The sequence below is a fragment of the Gordonia sp. 11cp genome, assembly GCF_057767225.1.
This window is the reverse complement of record NZ_CM173437.1, coordinates 2,951,835-2,969,838: the sequence shown is the minus strand read 5'-3', so window position 1 is coordinate 2,969,838 and position 18,004 is coordinate 2,951,835. Positions and strand designations below refer to the sequence as shown.

Sequence of the window (18,004 nt, the reverse complement as noted above, 5' to 3'; positions counted from 1 at the left end):
CTCAGCCCAGGAGACCCTGCAACGCGCCGACGACAGGTTTGGGTGAACCGTCGAAACGGTACAAACCGAAGTTCGAATTGTCATCCGCCTTGTTGGCGGACAGGTCGCGGGACGTGAAAAGGAAGATGGCCGCGATCCACGACAGCCCGTTCGCGCGGTTCACCGCGTCGACGATGATGCTGGATTGAACGGATTCTGTGGTCGATGCAGGGGTGTTTCCGGTCGGCTGGCCGAACTCGGTCACCCATATGGACTTGGTGGAGTCGCCGTTCGTCACCATGATCGCGCGCCCCTCGGGCAGAACGGCTGCGCCGCCCCCGTCGCCTGCTCGTGGATCTGCGGTGATCGGGTAAGGCAGCGTATATGGGTGGACGCCAATGCCGTTGAAGTACGGCTTCGCGCCTAGCGAGTACATGTCCGAGATGAAGGTGACATCCCGGGTCTCGGTTCGAAGACTCGACAGCCCGCCAGTGATCACCGGCTGGTTGCCACCGCCCGCTCTGATACCTCCGAACGCCGCCTTGAGCAGTGGAACGTACTCACCAGCCGTAGGCGGAATCAGGTAGTGCGCGAGGTTCGGTTCGTTCCACACTTCCCAGGCGGCAACTCGCGACGAGTACCGCAGCGCCACCTGTCTCGCAAACTCGCCGAAAGTGGCGGGATTGGCGGGGGCGTTCCCGTTTGCGAGGGGGTTTGCACCTGACTTCTGCGCCCACACCGGTGCCGGCCCCTCGAGGTTCATCAGGATCGACAACCCCTTCGCCCGGGCAGCACTCACCGCCGCGTCGAGACGTGTCCAGGTAAAGGAAGCCGAGCTCGACGGCTGCAGCAGATTCCATTTCGCCGGAATCCGAACGGCCGTCGCTCCGGCCGCCTTGATCTGCTCGGCCTCCCCGGCGAAGTCGGCGCCAGCGTACTGGGTCGAGATCGAAGCAACGCCTACCGCCACCCGGACGGCGGCCTCTGAGTAAGAGTGCACGCCGAGTACGCCAGTCACAGCAATTCCCGCTGCAAATAGCGCCGTGCACAGGCGTCGCGTTCTAGTCACTTTCTCAGTATTGCGGGCTTAGAACGTGCGCGCCACGTGTTCGTACGTTCTCTCATCTGAAACCCCAGTGACTAGGGACTGGGCACCGTAGCCTTCGATCTACGCACGACATCCGCAGACGCGTCCGTCCCGTAGTAGGAATAGCTGTACGTAAGATGCCGTGCACGGACGTCGTTGAGAACAACTCCTATGACTGGCGTCTGACCGGCGCTGACCTCGTCGATCGCCGAGACAAGTTCCCTTGACCGCGTCCGGCCGCTCCGCACAATCAGAAGCGTTCCGTCAACCCACTGAGACAAGACCGCGGCGTCGGTAACAGGAAGTACTGGAGGGGAATCCACCACGACGAAATCGTAATGGTTCTGCAACTCTGCGATAGCAAGTCTTGCTCTTTGTGATCCCAGAAGCTCAGCCGAATTCGGCGGGAGCTGGCCACAAGCCAGCACGTCCAGCCGGGAGATTCCGCTCGGCTGCACCAGATCGGCCATCGTCGCTTCACCGCGAAGGTAGTCGGTGAATCCGACCTCTTGACTGCAACCGAGTCGTTTGGCCAGGGCAGGCTTCCGCAGATCCCCGTCGACCAGCACAACCTTACTGCCGGCCTCTGCCAACGACACCGCAAGATTGATAGCCGTCGTAGTCTTACCCTCGCCCTGATTCGGACTTGTGACCAGTATCTTCTTTACTGGATCATCTACGTTCGCAAATGACAGGTTGGTGCGGAGCCGACGGTATGCCTCCGCGGCTGGATTCGAGCCCCCCCCGAAGTCCACGGCGCCGGAGGACTTCAGCGAGTCCTCAGTCGGCACATCGCCGATAACGGTAAGGCCGGTAATGCCCTCGACGTCGCCCGAAACTCGAATTCGATTGTCGAACCTCACCTTGAGAATCACAATCAGGAGACCCAGCACAAGACCTACGCCAAGGCCCAGGAGGCCGTTACGGACCGGCTTCGGCTCAACCGGTGTAGCGCTCTCGACGGCCGGGGTAACGACCGTTACCTTCGCCAACGCATCGCCACCCCCACTTGGCTGCTCCAGGGTACTCACGAACCGACTTAGCGACTGCGCCACCGCATTTGCAAGCGTAGCCGCCACTGGAGCGTCTGGACTCGTAGCGCTGATCTGCAGCAGCACCGTATCCGGTTTTGTTGTTGCCTCGATCGCTCCACGAGCCTCGTCGACACTCATACCCAGCTGGCTCTGACTCAGAGCGTCACCGACAATGGCGTTCGACTGAACCAGCTCCACATAGGACGCCACGCGCTGCTGGCTGGCCAGGGATCCCTGGTAGGCGCTCTGCGTGTCGGCATCAGCACCTGATGTCACATACACCGTAGCGGTCGACTTGTAGATCGGCGTCTGCACCGCGCTCGCGGCCAACGCGCAGCCCCCCACAACTAACGCGGAAACCACAATGATCCACCAGAATCGACCTAGGCGCACAAAGACAGACCTGGCTCCACCAGCACCTGTCGGGTGCGCTTCTCTCGCTCGAAGCTTCATTAATTCGACCTCTTCTCAGTGTCCAAGCGTGCAAAGCTGCTGTCCGGTCGTCGCCGCGATACGACTATCAAAACGGGTAAGACGTTGAGCTGCAACTGCGGTGCTAATCTTCCGCTAAGGATTTCGGGCTCCACTCGATTGTCGGGCGACTGCCCTAAGGAACTTCCAGTTGGACACCGTGTACCTTCGCCACAACCTCCTGGGCTCGCGCGCAAACCGAAACGCCCACTCTAGGCCAGCCTTTTGAAAAATCAGCGGCGCCTCTTGTGTAGTACCCGCCACGAAATCAAAGGCCGCACCTACACCGATGCAGGGGCGCCCAACTTCCGGGGCGAGTCGATTCGAGAGGAAGTCCTGTTTCGGTGAACCCAGTGCCACCCAGACGATGTGAGGATCTGCCTCCAAGACCCTGGACACGCACTCGTCAATCAACGCACCGTTCACGGGACCGAACTCTGGTGCCCACGAACCCGCGATTGCCACACCAGGATATTCTTTTTCGATCGCTGTCGTCAGAGCCGACAAAGTATCTGGTGTGGTCCCCAAGAAGAAGTGTGTCAGGTCTGCGTCCAGGCCAGCTTCGAGTACCGATCGGAAGAGCGACGGTCCGCGGACGTGGTATTTTCGAAGACTGTGCCCGCGAGATCTACCTAGGATTACCGCTACCGGTGTGCCGTCAGCAAGGTTCGAGCCGGGCGAGTTCAAGACCTCGAGGTAGGCCGGATTCTCGGCTGCAGCTCCGATCGAGTAAGCGTTCACCAGCCGGACAGCCAGAGCACTTCTGTCTAACGCCGCCCGCTTGATGGTCTGCACCGAGGCGGCTAGGTCAAGACCATCAAACTTCACCCCACCAACCACCGAGGGACCGGCATCCGCCGGAACTGTGACCATCAGAACTCCAATCTGCTTATTTCATTCTAGATTGCGCAATCAGCCCAATGACTGCTGTGAGGAGTCGAACTTGAAATCGACATCCGAGTACCAACTGACCGAACTGTAGGTGATGAGACGCTCCGAGCCCCCAGGTGTGAATCGCGGTCTGACGATAGTCGCCTCGTGATCAACCGCGAGCTCGTCCGGCGACGCAGGGTTTGAACCCAGAGACACCCGCTCAAGTACGGAGGGCCTAGAGTTACGAGCCAGATAGACAAAGTCGTCACGACAGGGCTCGGCGAAACAACCCCCGGCCAGATAGTTCGCGTCAACCCGGTAACCGAATGCGGGACCCGCCGGCCCTAAATCGACCGTTTCCCAGCCAGTCCCGCTAAGCACCGAGACCCTATACGACCCAGCGTCTGGCGCGTTCTCGTGCCATTCAGACCACAGCACCGCCGGTGCCTTGGGGCCGGATCGCATCGCAAACAACCTGCGTGACGTTTCGCTACCCGCGGGTCCAACAGCACAGGGCACGGGCAACTCCCGCGACCCTGTCAACAGATTGAGAGGACCCTCATCGATTGGGTGCGAGTTAGCTTGCCTGTCGTTGCCCAGCACTCTGATAGTCCTAGAAACCGAGTCAACCGTTAGCGCCCAGATGCCTGAGAACCAACTGTTCGGATTGGCCGCCAACCCCAAGCGAATCTCTGGTCGTTCGGTGGTCCAGTTCCCAATAGACGATGTGCAGTAAAGCTGCAGCCCGGCGGCACGAACGAGTGGCAACCGATTCAGCAGCGTGACGTCACCGCTAATCTGGTCCACTGTAAACTCAATCACATCCCAATGGTCGAAAGACCTGGTGAGGAGCCAAAAGTAATCGACAAGCGGATTACCATCTGCTCCCTCGGTGGACATGTGACGGATGCGGAAACACTGACCATAGTTGGTATGCTCAAATTCAAACTCGCGCATTTCAAACTCGTAAGTTTCGCCATAGGCCAGCGACTCAATCGAACCGTCTCGGTCTGACACCTTCAGATACAGCTCTCGATGCTCACCGTGTCGCGCGAAGCCGAGGACCATCCGATGGCCGTTCTCCGCGTAGAGCCATGCCGCGTTGTGGTCATCCACTCCCCAGGCTGGGTGGGCGGCCGTAACCGTTCGGGTGTGTGCGCCGCGCGACGACTCCGACACCACAATCTTGCCTTCTGAGGTGTACGAGGTCTTAACCAGTCGTTCGTACGGAAACTGCAAGAGCGCGGCGACAGGAGCGGTCCACCATTCGTCGATGCCGTCCTCGATGTCGAGGAGTGTCGAACGTGGATTCGCCGGCTCGCTGCTCGGCGTACCGCACGCAGTAAGGACGACTCCGAGCGCACTTCCGGCCAACACCTGACGCCTAGTGAGCATTTGTGTCTTTCCGATCATCCCCGTGCACCTCGTCGGACGAAAGATCCTGTTGGCTCTCCCGCACGACCTTTGGAACCCGTTGCGTCCACAAGTAGCCGAAGAAGCCGCGTTCGTAGGCCAATTGTGTCCTCGCCAATGTCCATGCGACCCTTACACCGCCACCGAGCAACCCCTGGATCGCGCGCTTGGCCACCCGAGCCGGTAGCAGAACTGCTCGTCTGGCACCGGCCGACATGCGCAACGACTGCGGTAGCAGATCCGCAGTACTCTCCCCGTATCTCAGAAACTGTGCGCGCAACGCCTTAACCTCCGTACGAGCACGCCACTCGACGAGGCAGTGGTGCGAAGTACCGATCGAACCGCCGCTTGCCTCCAACACTCGCCAGCACAGATCCGCGTCACCGCCACTTCGGACGTCTCGAAAACCGCCGACTGCCGTAAACGCCTCGGCCGATACCCCGAGATTGCAAGTCGGAAAGTACTGCCCCATCGGATGACTGCTGTAATTCTGGATCGTGAATGGCTCGTAAACCGCTGCGGCACGCTCGGCGACTGTCTCTCCCACAGCCACCCTGACCTCCGTGTAAGACAAGGGGTTATCCCTCAGCAAACTCCTGTGCTCGGCCAACAGGCCCGGAGCAGCCAGACAGCGGGCGTCGAAGAAAAGATATACGTCCACCTTGCCCTGAAGGTGGCTAGCGCCGAAGTTTCGAGCCGCGTACGGGCCGTGCCCGTCTAAGCACCGGACCACCTCTGCGCCAGCAGCTTCGGCGACGGCGAAAGTCTCGTCGGAACTCGAATCGTCGACGACCAACAGCCGATCGGACGGGTCCAGATCCCGGGCGATGGACGCCGCAGCACCTTCAACTAGCGAGGCGCAGTCTTTGGCGGGAATTATCACCCCGATTGAGACCTCATGCGACATGTGGACCTCCGACCGTCTGCTTCTGACCCACCAGCCGATCCGCACCGGCACGGATTCGCCTGAGAGCCTGCGCCGGCCAGAGCAACGAAGCGAGCGTGTAGTACGCAAACCTGGGTACTAGCGATTGGTGGGCCATACCAGCCCTATACAACGCTAGGGAGGTAGCAATCAACCTCACGCTGGCGCGTTCCACCTGACTTTGCTGCTTCGCGAACTCCAATTCAGTCATCTCCGGTCGACCGGACTTCCGGCGCCTATGATTTGATATCGCAAGCGCGATGTTCTGACGAACTCGAATCATAGAGGTAGCGTTTATACCGGTGGAGTGAAACCGATAGTCGAGCACCTGATTACCTAGGTTTGCCAGGCTTCCTACCTCCGACATCTTGAGATAGAAGTCCCAGTCCTCACCTACACCTCCAGACCAATACCCTCCCACCGAGAGGGCCACATCCCTGCGAAATGCTATCGACGGATGGCACAAAACATGGGCTCCGTTGAGCAAACCGTCCACGATGCTCTCGTGATCCCGAGGGAATGAAGTGGTTCCCAGTATTTCGGAGTCCGTGAATCTTCGGACCTGCCCGCCGACGAGCACAACATCAGAGTTGGCTCCGAGATAGGAGACTTGGTGCTCGATACGATCAGGCTCGGCCAGATCGTCGGCATCCATACGTACGACAATCTCCGAGGTGCACACCGTTAGTCCGTAATTCAAAGAAGCGGCGAGCCCCTCGTTAGTCCTACGGATCACGGTCAGCTCACACCCGTTATAAAAGCGCGAAAGCCGGTCCACAGAACCATCCGTACTTCCGTCGTCTATTAGGACAATTTGATCTGGGCGCAAGGTCTGCCTCGAAATACTGTTAATCGCAGGCTCGAGATATTCCCCTGCGTTGTAGGTCGCCATCAGAACACTGACAGACATCTCACGCTCCCTTTGCCTGTACCGCAACTCGATCATCCCGCCCGAGATCAGAGGCATCCGACCCCGACCGAATGCACATGAGCGCCAGAAGCATCGGAAGTAAGAACTGAGGCGTAGAGAAGATGTTGTCAAAGTACGCGTAGACGATGACCGAGAGAGCAATGGCAATAATTAGACCAACCATCACTGGGCTCACAGTATTACGCACTAGCCTTATCAGTCCGATGAGCATGATGGCGGCTAGACCCACCGATCCAACTACACCCATGTCTACTAAGAAATGCAGATACTCGTTGTGGGGAGCACGAAACGCAGACTGCACACCGGTAGGTTTCAATATCTCGTTCGCGATGCTCGCGAAACCGAGACCATTACCCAAAACTGGGCGCGCGCCGAACTGGTCAAAATAGAAGGCCCATGCCTCATCACGCCCAGAGGAATTGAAACCGCGCTCCAATGCTGTACTTCGAGACCGCTGCAAGAGCAGAGGAAGGATAGCTGCACCAGAAACGATCATCAGTCCGAACCCATACAAGCCAGCGCGTGCCTGATTTATGGACATGGTGGAGAAAGAGATATCCGGGCCACGGCGTTGCCATATCACCCATAGGGCGCAGACGAATGTCAGTAGCAAGACGGCTGTGGCAGTGATCGCGCCTCGAGTGAGCGTGGCACAGCACAGAAGAATATTGAGTGTCACCATGGCGGTCGAGATAAGGGAATCACCGAACATAATTCCGTACGCCAGGCCAGCAATTACTCCTACAAAACTCATCATTGCTAGATGCGCGGGGATCGATGCGCCAGATAACCGGACTACGCCGGTGTACTCGTCCTGGAAGAGGGCAGAGTACCCAACAACGCGTAGCGCGACCCCATAAGCAATCGATACAGCTGGCAACGCGGCGATTGTGAACAACATTACCTTGCTGTCCATGGGAGACAGACGCACCAACAGGACCATCCACGCAAACGAGAAGCCAATCAACGCTCTAATCAGAGTCGCCTGATCGATACCGCTTGCCGCGAAGAGAAGACCATAAATAGCAAAACCGCCGAACAGGAGAATCGCTAAGGTCGCCGTCAATGAGAATCGTTTGCGCTCTCTCAGGAGCAGCACGCCCACCAGCGCAAGAAGCAACACTTTCTGCACACCGTCCTGCCCCAACCCCGGCACAGCGGGCAGCAAATACTGCGAATGCGCGGCGACGATGGTGAAAAGACATGCAAGCGGTGTGATCGTCGGCCAGAAGAGCGCGGTGACGAGGAATGCGACAAACACGGCGGCTACCCCGACTATCGGGTGAAGAGCGATCCCAAGCCCACAGACGGCAAGAGCTGCGACCGCACCCACAACGAAGATCGCCGAACGATAATCCCGTTCGTGCGATCTGCGCACGACTTCGAGCGGGAGCGGGCTCGTCATCGAACCAACTCGCCAGACACCCGGCTATCGAGCACACCCGCCGATATCACGTCCCACATTCGAATCGAGGCCTCTTCAAGGGACTGTGAGCGAGCACTCAGATGACTGCTGAATTCTGAACTGCGAACTCCACGAAGTAGAATATCTACCTGGGCGTCGACCTCGCGCTCTACTTCGACAATCATGTCTGGACACTCGAAATCCGACATCAACGCCGCATACTTGTGGCTCCACCCGTGCACGAGCGTCGGTACACCCTGGGAGAGAGCACTAATCGCTGCATGGTAGCGACCGGATACGACGCCAACGCATTCGCCGATTAGACCTTTGAGTTCAAGCCCATCGAGGCCCGAGAAGATGCGTATCGTTCCGGGCGCAAATCGCTCTGCCACCTGCCTCAGGATCGCAAGATCATGCTCCCCTTCATGGCAAACGCCAATTACATTTAAGCCAGCGTCTGACAGATGCTTTCCGATACCTGACAGCTGGGTTACGTAGCCATCCACTCCGAGGTTCTTCCTCTTGGCAATATTCCAATTCGGGACAATCGCCACTACATCGGGAGGTAGGTCGAAGTCAATAGTCTTGCTCGCACGGAGACCAATAGTGAAATCGGGTGCGGACCTTACTACAGGGTGCGGGATGTCACCCTCACAATCGACGAGGCTAAGCACGTTCCGGAGCGACTCCGCGTCGCGTGCAAACACCATCTCAGCCTTCTGAAGCACAGGCGCAACCGAGTGTCCGGAATCGTCGAACGGTCCGAAAGCTTGCGGAAGGAAAACAACCGGCACTTTCTGCTCGTGCCACGACGATATCGTGCTCAACCTGGAGTCCAAGTGGGCCCCCACCCATTCATCGCCGTAGCAGAATCCGGACGCGTCCAAGACAAGATCTATGTCAGTGGGCAGAACGTGAGGGACCAGCGCTTCAAACCTACGCCGCATGCGTGCGGATCTCGATGACTGCTTGCCCAGGGCCTGTTTGGCTAGGCTCGCCGCCGCAGCCAGCCTCGGGTGCAGCAGGGTATACACGCCTACGCTACGACACTGTTCGCTATACCCGATGTTGAACTCCACAACTGGGATCCCGCCGCGGCTGCGGATCGCCTGAGAGGCGGCAACCAGCATCAGAAAGGCGCCCTGGTTAGTGAATTCAACCCCTGTGATAAGTACATGTGGGATCGTGCGCCGGCTCGGTTCTAGCGAGGGCATAACTGCATTCATTTCCAGCTCGCAACGGCCTCGACGGATCGCTTCACACTTCGAGGAACCGTCTGGCCCGCCTGAGGCACGCCGAACGAAATCAACATAACTACCCTCTCATCCCGGTCGAGACCCAAAAGGCCGGCGATCTGTCGATTCTTTGCTGCGATGTCCGGCCAATTGATGCAGCAGGTCGCGTATCCAAGGGATTCCATCGCTAAAACAAATCCCTGAGCGAAAAGACCTCCGTCCACATAGATGGCATGGCGGTCACGGGCATCCGCGTAACCTCTCAGCTGGCCGACTATTACCAGAATTCCCGGGATCTGATCTGCAAACCCCGCGGTTCCCATCGGCAGCCTAGACAAGTCTGTAAGCAAGTTGGGCTCGGTAACCACTTCTAGGCGCAGACTCTGTCTATTGCATGCACTAGGTGCGGTCAGCCCCACTTCGATCGCCGCCGCGATATCGCTTCGGTCCAGTACGCCAGACGAGTACCACCTTGTCGATCTCCGGTGCACCGCAAGGCTACGAAGCGCACCGTAGGTAGCAGCGTTCGATGGGGGCTTCGAGTCGTGAACAAAGGGCCCAAAGCGCTGCGCCTCCTCAGTGTTCCCCCGCGACGAACCGGCCAAAAAGCTAGCCCTCGCCTTAGCAATGACTTCCGACGCGGATCTCGAGGTCGCGTCAAAGTAAGCGCTTAGTACGTCGGTGAACCATCGAAGCTCCGCCTCATCGCGTGAAGACGCAGCGTAATTGTGGTAGGTAGCTACGGTCTGTCTTATGTAATCTTCCGCGAAGGTATCTCTCATAGGTCGAGATATCAAACCCTTCTCGAGTCTGTGTACCGAACGCCGTAAGAACATCTGATTGGAGTCCGTCGCGCTCGTGTCGTAATGGGCCATTCGCCCCGCAGCCACGGCGGATCGTTCGTCTGCGAAGCGAGACGAAACTATGAAGTGAACTCTTCTTCCCACAATTTTTGGGCCATAGCTGTCCACTAACCGGTTGGCCTTGTCTCGAACTTTGGAGGCAAGATTCTCACGACGTTTCAGCATGTACGGCTCTCTCTCGAAGCAGTCGGCTGGCGTGCGTGCCGGATTTGACGGTTCTTCGGACACCCATAAGGCTGAGGACGAGGATGCTTCGGCCCTTTCTAGTCAGCAAGAAGATGCCGAACGAGGAAACCGCGTACGCGACGATCGTCGAAGCAGCCACCCCGACAAGTCCCCAGCGATGGGCAGTGAGGGCCGCTCCTGCGACCACGATCAGCAGGCATGATGCGTTGCTGGCTAGGCTGTAGCCATAACCTCGCTCTATCAGCAAGATTTTGCTGACAAGCTGCCTCTGGAATACCAATAGGATGGTCACCGAGTACAGCGCAATGAGCATCTCGGCCTCCTCGAACTGAGGCCCATACAGGATTGCCACTGCTGGCGGTCCGACTACGCAGCCGGCAACAGTGAGCACAGCCCCCCACATGAGAACCGTCCTGGATGCATGGTGCGCCCGCTTCTCGTAAGCTGCGGCGTCGGTACTGGCCGCCGCGAGAGGGTTGAAAACGACGGTTGTGATTGCAATACCAATGACACCGATCGCTTCGATCGGCCGGGTCGCGGCTGAGTAGACCCCGGCGGCCGACGCCCCGAGTAACCACCCAACCATTAGTAAGTCGGCACGGGTTGCAGCCGCTGCGGCGAGACCAGAGATCCAAAGGAGGCGCTTGTCGCGCAATTGAGCCCGAACCTCCCGAAAGGCGAATGCACCACGAGAGAATACTCGAAGTAGACCGCCCACAATCGGCAGGAGAGCGAGTTGCCACAGAGCGGCCTCCAGCCCCTGCAAGATAAGAACCGATGCGACGGAGCCACCCCATGCAAAGATAAGTTTGGGGACAGCGATGACTAGGACTAGAACAAGCCTGACTGAGGCTATCGCGTTGAACTTTCCACGCGCAGTCAGAATCAGCTCAGGGAGGTCATACGCACCGATTGCATACCCAGCGAACAGAGCTCCCATAAAGAATATGTAGCTTGAGTCGTTCGAGACTGACACAAAAACGACAAAACCCACAATGAAGATTGGCGGTATTAGCGAGGTCCGCACTGCTGATATGGATATGGCGGCAGTGTCACCGCCGTCGGTCTGCCGTAGGAGACTGAGCACCCCTGCTCCGGCTAGACCACCGGTAGATCCAAGTTGCAAGAGAGTGACGAACGCGATCGCCAGTGAGAACTGGCCAAGCGCGGCTGGCCCCTGTGATCTCGCGATCAGCACGGTGACTAGAAAAAGAGAGACCATTCGGGCAAGCTGTGTAAGCGTAAGTAATGCACTACTGCCGATTCCGCTTGAACCCGAAAATTTCTTAGACAAAATATCCGCTGCCCCTTCGGATCACGAGCGAATCTTCGTCAAGTTGTCCCGATACCACGAGATTGTGTCGCGTACGCCGTCCTGAAGATTGATCGAATGCTTCCACCCCGCGGTGCGTAACAACGTGACGTCCAGCAGCTTACGGGGCGTCCCGTCAGGCTTCGTTGCGTCCCATCGCGTCGCACCATGGAAACCCACGGCGTCAGCAACCATTCGCGCAATCTCCACTAGCGAGTGGTCCTCGCCTGTGCCAATATTCACCTGTTGGTCGCCGTCGTAGTTCTCGAGCAAATACAGACATGCCGAGGCCATATCTTGAACGTGCAGAAGCTCTCTCTTGGGCGTACCTGTTCCCCAGTTCACAACTTCACTAGCCCCACTCCGAACCGCCTCGTCGTAACGGCGAATTAGGGCCGGCAGGACATGGGAACCGGTCCGAGAGAAGTTGTCACCCGGCCCATACAGATTTGTCGGCATGGCTGATATCCAGTGCAGTCCATACTGCCGCCTGACCGCCTGAACCTGCAATATCCCAGCGATCTTGGCGATCGCATATGCGTCATTTGTTGGTTCGAGGGGACCCGTCAATAATGATTCTTCCTTGATCGGCTGCGGCGCATACTTGGGATAAATACATGAAGACCCGAGGAACAGAAGGCGAGGAACCCTTAGCTCTAATGCCGCATCGAGCACATTATTTTGAATCCGGAGATTCGTCGATATGAAATCGACCGGAAACGTACTGTTTGCAAGGATGCCTCCAACTTTGGCGGCGGCCAGCACAACCACCTTTGGATCTACTTCCTCAAAGTAGCGGAAGACCGCGTCCCGGTCCGTCAGATCCAGCTGGCTGCTTGTCTGGCCGACTAGATTAGTGAAGCCCTCTGACTCGAACAGCTTCCACACCGACGAACCCACGAGCCCGCGATGCCCTGCGATGTACGTGGTTGCATGCCGGTCGAGCGGGGTAGGCGCTTCAAGTGTCATGGCGTGTTCTGTCACTTCACCCAGTCCCTGAGTACCGGCTGGTCGATCCAGGGTTTTCCCTCACATTCAAGGGCAGCAATATCCGCGTCAACCATGATCCGAGCGAGTTCGGGCGCCTCTACCGCTGCGCGCCAGCCAAGAACGCGTTCCGCCTTCCCCGCGTCGCCAACAAGCGCATCGACCTCGGTCGGCCGGAGGTACCTGTCGTCGAATCGAACGTGTTCTTCCCAGTCCAAGCCAGCGTGCTCGAATGCGGTAACGAGAAAGTCCTTGACGGTGTACTTGCCTCCTGTTGCGAGCACGTAATCGTCAGGTTCGTCCGCCTGCAGCATGCGCCACATGCCTTCCACGTATTCCGGCGCATATCCCCAGTCTCGTACAGCATCCAGATTACCCATGTAGATGAACTGCTCGATTCCCGCCTTAATTCGTGCGGCAGCTCGGGTGATCTTCCGAGTCACGAATGTTTCTCCGCGCCTTGGTGACTCGTGGTTGAACAGAATGCCATTCACCGCGAACATCCCATATGCTTCTCGATAGTTTCGCGTCACCCAGTAGGAGTAGACCTTGGCTGCGCCATATGGGGATCTCGGGTAGAACAGGGTCTCTTCGCTTTGCGGCGGTGGCGACGCTCCAAACATTTCGGAGCTAGATGCCTGGTAGAACCGACACCTGACTCCGGCCAGCCGCACAGCTTCAAGAAGGCGAATTGAGCCGATCCCAGTTGTATCACCGGTATGTTCGGGCTCATCGAAACTGACTCGCACGTGCGATTGTGCAGCCAGGTTGTAGACCTCGTCCGGGTCAATTGACGAAACTAGTGTCACTAAGCGGGCGCCATCGCTAAGATCGCCGTAGTGCAAGAACAACCGCGCACTCGGATCGTGGGGGTCGACATAAAGGTGATCGATTCTGGACGTGTTGAACGTCGACGAGCGACGAATCAACCCGTGGACCTCGTAACCTTTGGCGAGAAGCAGTTCCGCCAGGTACGAACCGTCCTGCCCGGTGATTCCCGTGATGAGCGCCTTTTTCATGATCTCCTCTAAGAGCTGTGGTTGACGTCCGGACGGCGCTAGACGCGGTAGTGCCAGCCCGCGCTGGTCCACTTCGGAGCGTCGAGGCACATACGACCGTCGATGAGGTTCCGACGCCGGACGCGGCCGCCTAGTTCGACTGGATCGAGGTCTAAGAACTCTCTCCACTCGGTCAGTACGAGGACCACGTCGGCCGCATCGCAGGCCTCGTAGGCGCCGGTTGCATAGTCAAGTGTTGGAAAAACTGCGCGCGAATTCTGCATCGCCTTCGGGTCGTACACAACGACCGAGGCGCCCTGAAGCTGGATCTGGCCAGCAACGTTGAGCGCCGGTGAGTCTCTCACGTCGTCGGATTCCGGCTTGAACGCCGCACCCAAGATCGCCACGCGCTTACCAAGGAGGGAACCTCCACACACATCGCGAGTGAGCTCCACCATTCGAGTCCGTCGACGCATGTTCACGTTGTCGACTTCACGAAGAAAGCTCAGTGCTTCCGCTGCGCCGAGTTCACCGGCTCGGGCCATGAACGCACGAATGTCCTTCGGTAGGCAGCCCCCGCCGAAGCCGATTCCCGCGTTGAGAAATTTGCGTCCGATCCGGACGTCATGTCCGATTGCATCCGCCACTGCCTGAACGTCGGCGCCAGCTGCATCGCACACCTCGGCAACGGCGTTGATGAAGGAGATCTTCGTGGCAAGGAACGCATTCGCCGAGTTCTTCACCATCTCAGCGCTGGCAGGATCGGTGGCGATGAAAGGTGTGCCGTCCTTCAGCATCTCTTGATAAATCTCGCGGCACACCGACTCCGCTCTGCCACCTGGGAAAGACCCGATGACAAGTCGGTCAGGATGAAGGGTGTCTTGGACTGCGAAGCCCTCTCGCAGGAACTCCGGATTCCATGCAATTTCGACGTCGATGTCCTTGGCTAGTTCGTCGGCGCGCTCGGAAAGATTCGCAGACGTACCGACGGGCACGGTGGACTTGCCCAGGATTAGCGCGTCCCTGGTCAGCAGCGGCACAAGCTCCTCGAGTGCACCATCGACGTACCGCAAGTCTGCGCTGTATTCCCCCTTCTTCTGCGGTGTGCCCACCGCGATAAAGAAGACGTCTGCGAAGTCTGCTGCTTCCTGATACGACCCGGAGACTGTCAGTTGTCCGGAATCTATGTGCCGCTTCAGAAGTTCGGGCAAGCCCGGCTCATAGAACGGAACCTTTCCGAGTGCGAGCTGTTCGCGTTTCTCCTCTACGACCTCGATGCCAAGTACCTCGTGACCAAGCTCGGCCATGCACGCTGCGTGGGTAGCACCAAGGTATCCCAGGCCTAGGACGACCAGTTTCATTAGTAAGCACCGTCTTTCGCGAGTACCGCCCTGGCGGTCTTCCACAGGATGAGAGCGTCTTGCATGATCGACCAGTTCTCGACATACGACAGATCCAGTCGCACGGACTCCTCCCAGGAGAGATCAGAGCGCCCGGATACCTGCCACAGGCCTGTCATGCCTGGTTTGACCAGCATCCGGCGAGCTACCCTGCCGTCGTAATGCTCGACCTCATCCGGCAGGGGTGGCCGCGGTCCAACCAAGCTCATGGTTCCGGTCACGACATTCAACAGCTGGGGTAGTTCGTCGATGCTGTAACGGCGTATAAACCTTCCGACTCGCGTGACACGAGGGTCGTCACGCATCTTGAACAGCAGCCCTGCACCTTCGTCCAAGCTCCTGAGGTCGTTCTTCAACTGGTCAGCATCCTGAACCATTGACCGAAATTTCCACATCTCAAACGGTCGATTATTGATGCCTATCCGCTGGGCTCGATAGAAAACAGGGCCTCTGCTGTCCAGCTTGATCGCGGTCGCAACAACTGCGATCACGGGCGCAATCGCTAGGAGTATTGCTGCCGCGCCAACACGGTCCACCATCGCCTTTCGGAATCGGTTTGCACCTTCGTATCGTGGTTTGTCGATGTGAAGCAGGGGAAGCCCCGCTACAGGACGAAGCATCATGCGAGGCCCGGCGATGTCGGTAACACCGGGCGCAACCAGCATGTCGACATCCATGCCCTCTAGATCCCAAGAGAGTTCCTGCATCGCGCCGTGCCCCAGCGCCTCTGCTGATGTGACAGCAACGGTGGTCGCGCCCGAACTCTCCACCGCGTGGCACAAGTCGTCGAAGGAGCCAAACAGCTCGACTTCTCGGAGTTCCCGTAGTCCGGCCCGAGAACTCGTGTCGCTACGGGGTTGGCAGATCCCAACAACGCGATAGCCGAGCTCCGGTTGCACCTCAAACCGCTTCATCAACGGCACCGCCGAGTCGAGCCGGCCCACCACCAAGACGTGTTCCAGGTTCTCCGCATTGCGTCGCTTGCTGGCCAGCCGTTGACGCCAGACCCAACGAGAGAGTAGAAGTCCGACGGTTCCCAATGGCAGCGCCACCGCGAGAAATCCTCGTGCAATATTCAGCCGAAACAGCAAGTCGATGATGGCGAGGAGTCCAAATACGCTCAGGCACGCTGTCACCACACGGCTGTATTCTTGCGAGCCAGACCCGACCACCCGGCGGTCAAGCGTCTGGAAGGCTCGCAGAGCAAACAGCCATGCCGCCGCCAACGCGGTTGAGACGATGATCGCCGGCACTTGACTTGCACCGTTGGGTGCCATCGCTCCGTCTGCACCGAACCGGATCAGCTGAGCGACCAAGACAACCAGGATGACAATGGCCGCGTCCGACCATGCCAGGCAGGCGAGGTAGCCCTGCAGCCAGGTACGGGACTTGCGAGGAGCCTTGCCTGCCGTGCGCAACCGGCCGCTTGGAGTACTCGCGCCCGTTCGGCTCGCATATTCCATGGCTCGATTACTCACCGCACCTCCAACCGACCTCATTACTGCGGTCTGACTTGGCTAGGAATACGTCCTAAAACCAGACTCGAACGAAAATCACTCTGACTCTCTGCCATTTCTTTGACGACGAGTGAATGCTGCAAATCGTATGGCAGGGCGCTGGGATGCACAACTTCAACGACAAACGTCGACGTCCGAGCTTCGTCGTTTACCTGCCTTTAACTCACAGAGCAACGGCGCGCAACTTCCGCGAACTCCGCACATCCAGATTGACGCGATGTTGCGCTCTGCGCGCGAAGACTATCTATGCTCCGACGACCCATGAGGCCACAACCAGAGCCCGCCGCTCCACCTTAGCCGCAGTTCAGGACACTGCATGTACGTACCGCGACCAGCGCAGCACGCCGTAGCGTCTCCGCTACGACGCCGCCACCTTGAGACATGCGTTGCGTACTTCGATTCGAGAATCCGATCAGCGATCCGTTGCTCGTGTTTTCCTATTGCGGATCGTTTGCTGTCCGAGTTCCGCATTTATGGATCGGAAACCTCAGAGATTCGCCTCGACGAAACGCATCGCTGCGGTAGCGCCGCTCGCTACATAACACCGGTAGACCAATCTCACAACAAAATATGGGACCAAGATCTATGTCACTCAGGTCTTTTGCGGATTGGTGGTCCTGAACGCCCAGGCGCTACCAAGTAGGCTGCGGTCTGTGCCGAAAACTCGAGTTTTGGTCGAACCCTGCGCCGGACAGATGGACCCGTCCAGTGCCTGAACCTCTAGACGACACCTCCGGCAGAGACGCGGAGCCAAGTCGCCGCCGATTCCTCAGGACGGCCGGGTGGGCCGGCGCCGTAGGGGTCGGGGCGGCGGGGCTCGCCAGTTGCTCCGATGCGACCGAGCGGACGCCGACAACAAAAGTGGAGGCGCGGGCCCGGACAATCATCGCGGACGTCTCCAGCACCGCAAGTGCGGCCCTGAACAGCGCTGCGCTAGACCGCGCGGTGGCTGAAGGGGTCAGCGCCGGAACTTCTGTGGTCATCCCGGGCGGCCTATTTAGACACGAGGGATTCAATCTGCCCAGCGAAGGCAAGTTCGCCTTAGCGGGCAGCGGCGCGGGGGTGACCATTCTCGAGAACGTCGGAGCCAGCAACTCGATCAAAGCACACGGCTCTCCCGGGGGTCCGTACACCCAAGATTGGGTTCTGTCAGGTCTGACACTGACGACGGATCGGGTCCGACAGAGGCAAGTCGGTCTAGACATCAAACTCGCATCGCGTTTTGCCGTCCGGGACGTCCACATCCAGGGGCACGGGGTCGGCGTTCGTCACACTTCGGCATGGGGCTGTCTGTACGAGAACTGTCGTGTAGTCCGGTCAGAGCTTGGGTGGCACTTCCCCCGTAACGAATTCGCACCGTCGTCACCCGTGGGTCTACAAAACTGCGG

Annotated in this window: 14 protein-coding genes; all 14 read right to left on the bottom strand. The window is 58.5% G+C overall.

Annotation, left to right across the window (positions count from 1 at the left end):
* Position 1 precedes the first annotated feature (1 nt).
* Positions 2-997 carry a cellulase family glycosylhydrolase gene (locus AC3B6C_RS13245; protein ID WP_488373070.1) on the bottom strand — a complete coding sequence of 332 codons (996 nt, stop codon included), beginning with the start codon at positions 995-997 and terminating at the stop codon, positions 2-4.
* Positions 998-1,119: 122 nt separating this feature from the next.
* Positions 1,120-2,553, bottom strand: coding sequence for a tyrosine-protein kinase domain-containing protein (locus tag AC3B6C_RS13240; protein WP_488373069.1), 1,434 nt, complete (start codon positions 2,551-2,553; stop codon positions 1,120-1,122).
* 114 nt (positions 2,554-2,667) lie between these two features.
* Positions 2,668-3,444: a WecB/TagA/CpsF family glycosyltransferase gene (locus AC3B6C_RS13235; RefSeq protein WP_488373068.1), complete on the bottom strand. Its 777-nt coding sequence runs from the start codon at positions 3,442-3,444 to the stop codon at positions 2,668-2,670.
* 39 nt (positions 3,445-3,483) lie between these two features.
* Positions 3,484-4,857 carry a hypothetical protein gene (locus AC3B6C_RS13230; protein ID WP_488373067.1) on the bottom strand — a complete coding sequence of 458 codons (1,374 nt, stop codon included), beginning with the start codon at positions 4,855-4,857 and terminating at the stop codon, positions 3,484-3,486.
* Positions 4,829-5,764 (bottom strand): glycosyltransferase family 2 protein, encoded by a 936-nt coding sequence (locus tag AC3B6C_RS13225; RefSeq protein WP_488373066.1) that lies wholly within the window; start codon positions 5,762-5,764, stop codon positions 4,829-4,831. The genes AC3B6C_RS13230 and AC3B6C_RS13225 overlap by 29 nt, the downstream gene beginning before the upstream one ends.
* A complete protein-coding gene (locus AC3B6C_RS13220) occupies positions 5,754-6,692 on the bottom strand; it encodes a glycosyltransferase (RefSeq protein WP_488373064.1) in 939 nt (312 codons plus the stop codon). The genes AC3B6C_RS13225 and AC3B6C_RS13220 overlap by 11 nt, the downstream gene beginning before the upstream one ends.
* A 1-nt stretch (position 6,693) precedes the next feature.
* A complete protein-coding gene (locus tag AC3B6C_RS13215) occupies positions 6,694-8,118 on the bottom strand; it encodes an O-antigen ligase family protein (protein ID WP_488373063.1) in 1,425 nt (474 codons plus the stop codon).
* Positions 8,115-9,248, bottom strand: a complete 1,134-nt coding sequence (locus AC3B6C_RS13210; RefSeq protein ID WP_488373062.1) for a polysaccharide pyruvyl transferase family protein — start codon at positions 9,246-9,248, stop codon at positions 8,115-8,117. Before AC3B6C_RS13210 ends, AC3B6C_RS13215 begins: the two co-directional genes overlap by 4 nt.
* Before the next feature lie 92 nt (positions 9,249-9,340).
* Positions 9,341-10,135, bottom strand: a complete 795-nt coding sequence (locus AC3B6C_RS13205) for a nitroreductase family protein (RefSeq protein WP_488373061.1) — start codon at positions 10,133-10,135, stop codon at positions 9,341-9,343.
* 229 nt (positions 10,136-10,364) lie between these two features.
* Positions 10,365-11,696 carry an oligosaccharide flippase family protein gene (locus AC3B6C_RS13200; protein ID WP_488373059.1) on the bottom strand — a complete coding sequence of 444 codons (1,332 nt, stop codon included), beginning with the start codon at positions 11,694-11,696 and terminating at the stop codon, positions 10,365-10,367.
* Positions 11,697-11,717: 21 nt separating this feature from the next.
* Positions 11,718-12,683, bottom strand: a complete 966-nt coding sequence (locus AC3B6C_RS13195) for a GDP-L-fucose synthase family protein (protein WP_488376260.1) — start codon at positions 12,681-12,683, stop codon at positions 11,718-11,720.
* Positions 12,684-12,694: 11 nt separating this feature from the next.
* On the bottom strand, positions 12,695-13,720 hold the full coding sequence (gmd, locus tag AC3B6C_RS13190) for a GDP-mannose 4,6-dehydratase (RefSeq protein ID WP_488373058.1): 1,026 nt from the start codon (positions 13,718-13,720) through the stop codon (positions 12,695-12,697).
* 38 nt (positions 13,721-13,758) lie between these two features.
* Positions 13,759-15,060 carry a UDP-glucose dehydrogenase family protein gene (locus tag AC3B6C_RS13185; RefSeq protein ID WP_488373057.1) on the bottom strand — a complete coding sequence of 434 codons (1,302 nt, stop codon included), beginning with the start codon at positions 15,058-15,060 and terminating at the stop codon, positions 13,759-13,761.
* A complete protein-coding gene (locus AC3B6C_RS13180; RefSeq protein WP_488376259.1) occupies positions 15,060-16,562 on the bottom strand; it encodes a sugar transferase in 1,503 nt (500 codons plus the stop codon). Before AC3B6C_RS13180 ends, AC3B6C_RS13185 begins: the two co-directional genes overlap by 1 nt.
* Between the last annotated feature and the right edge of the window lie 1,442 nt (positions 16,563-18,004).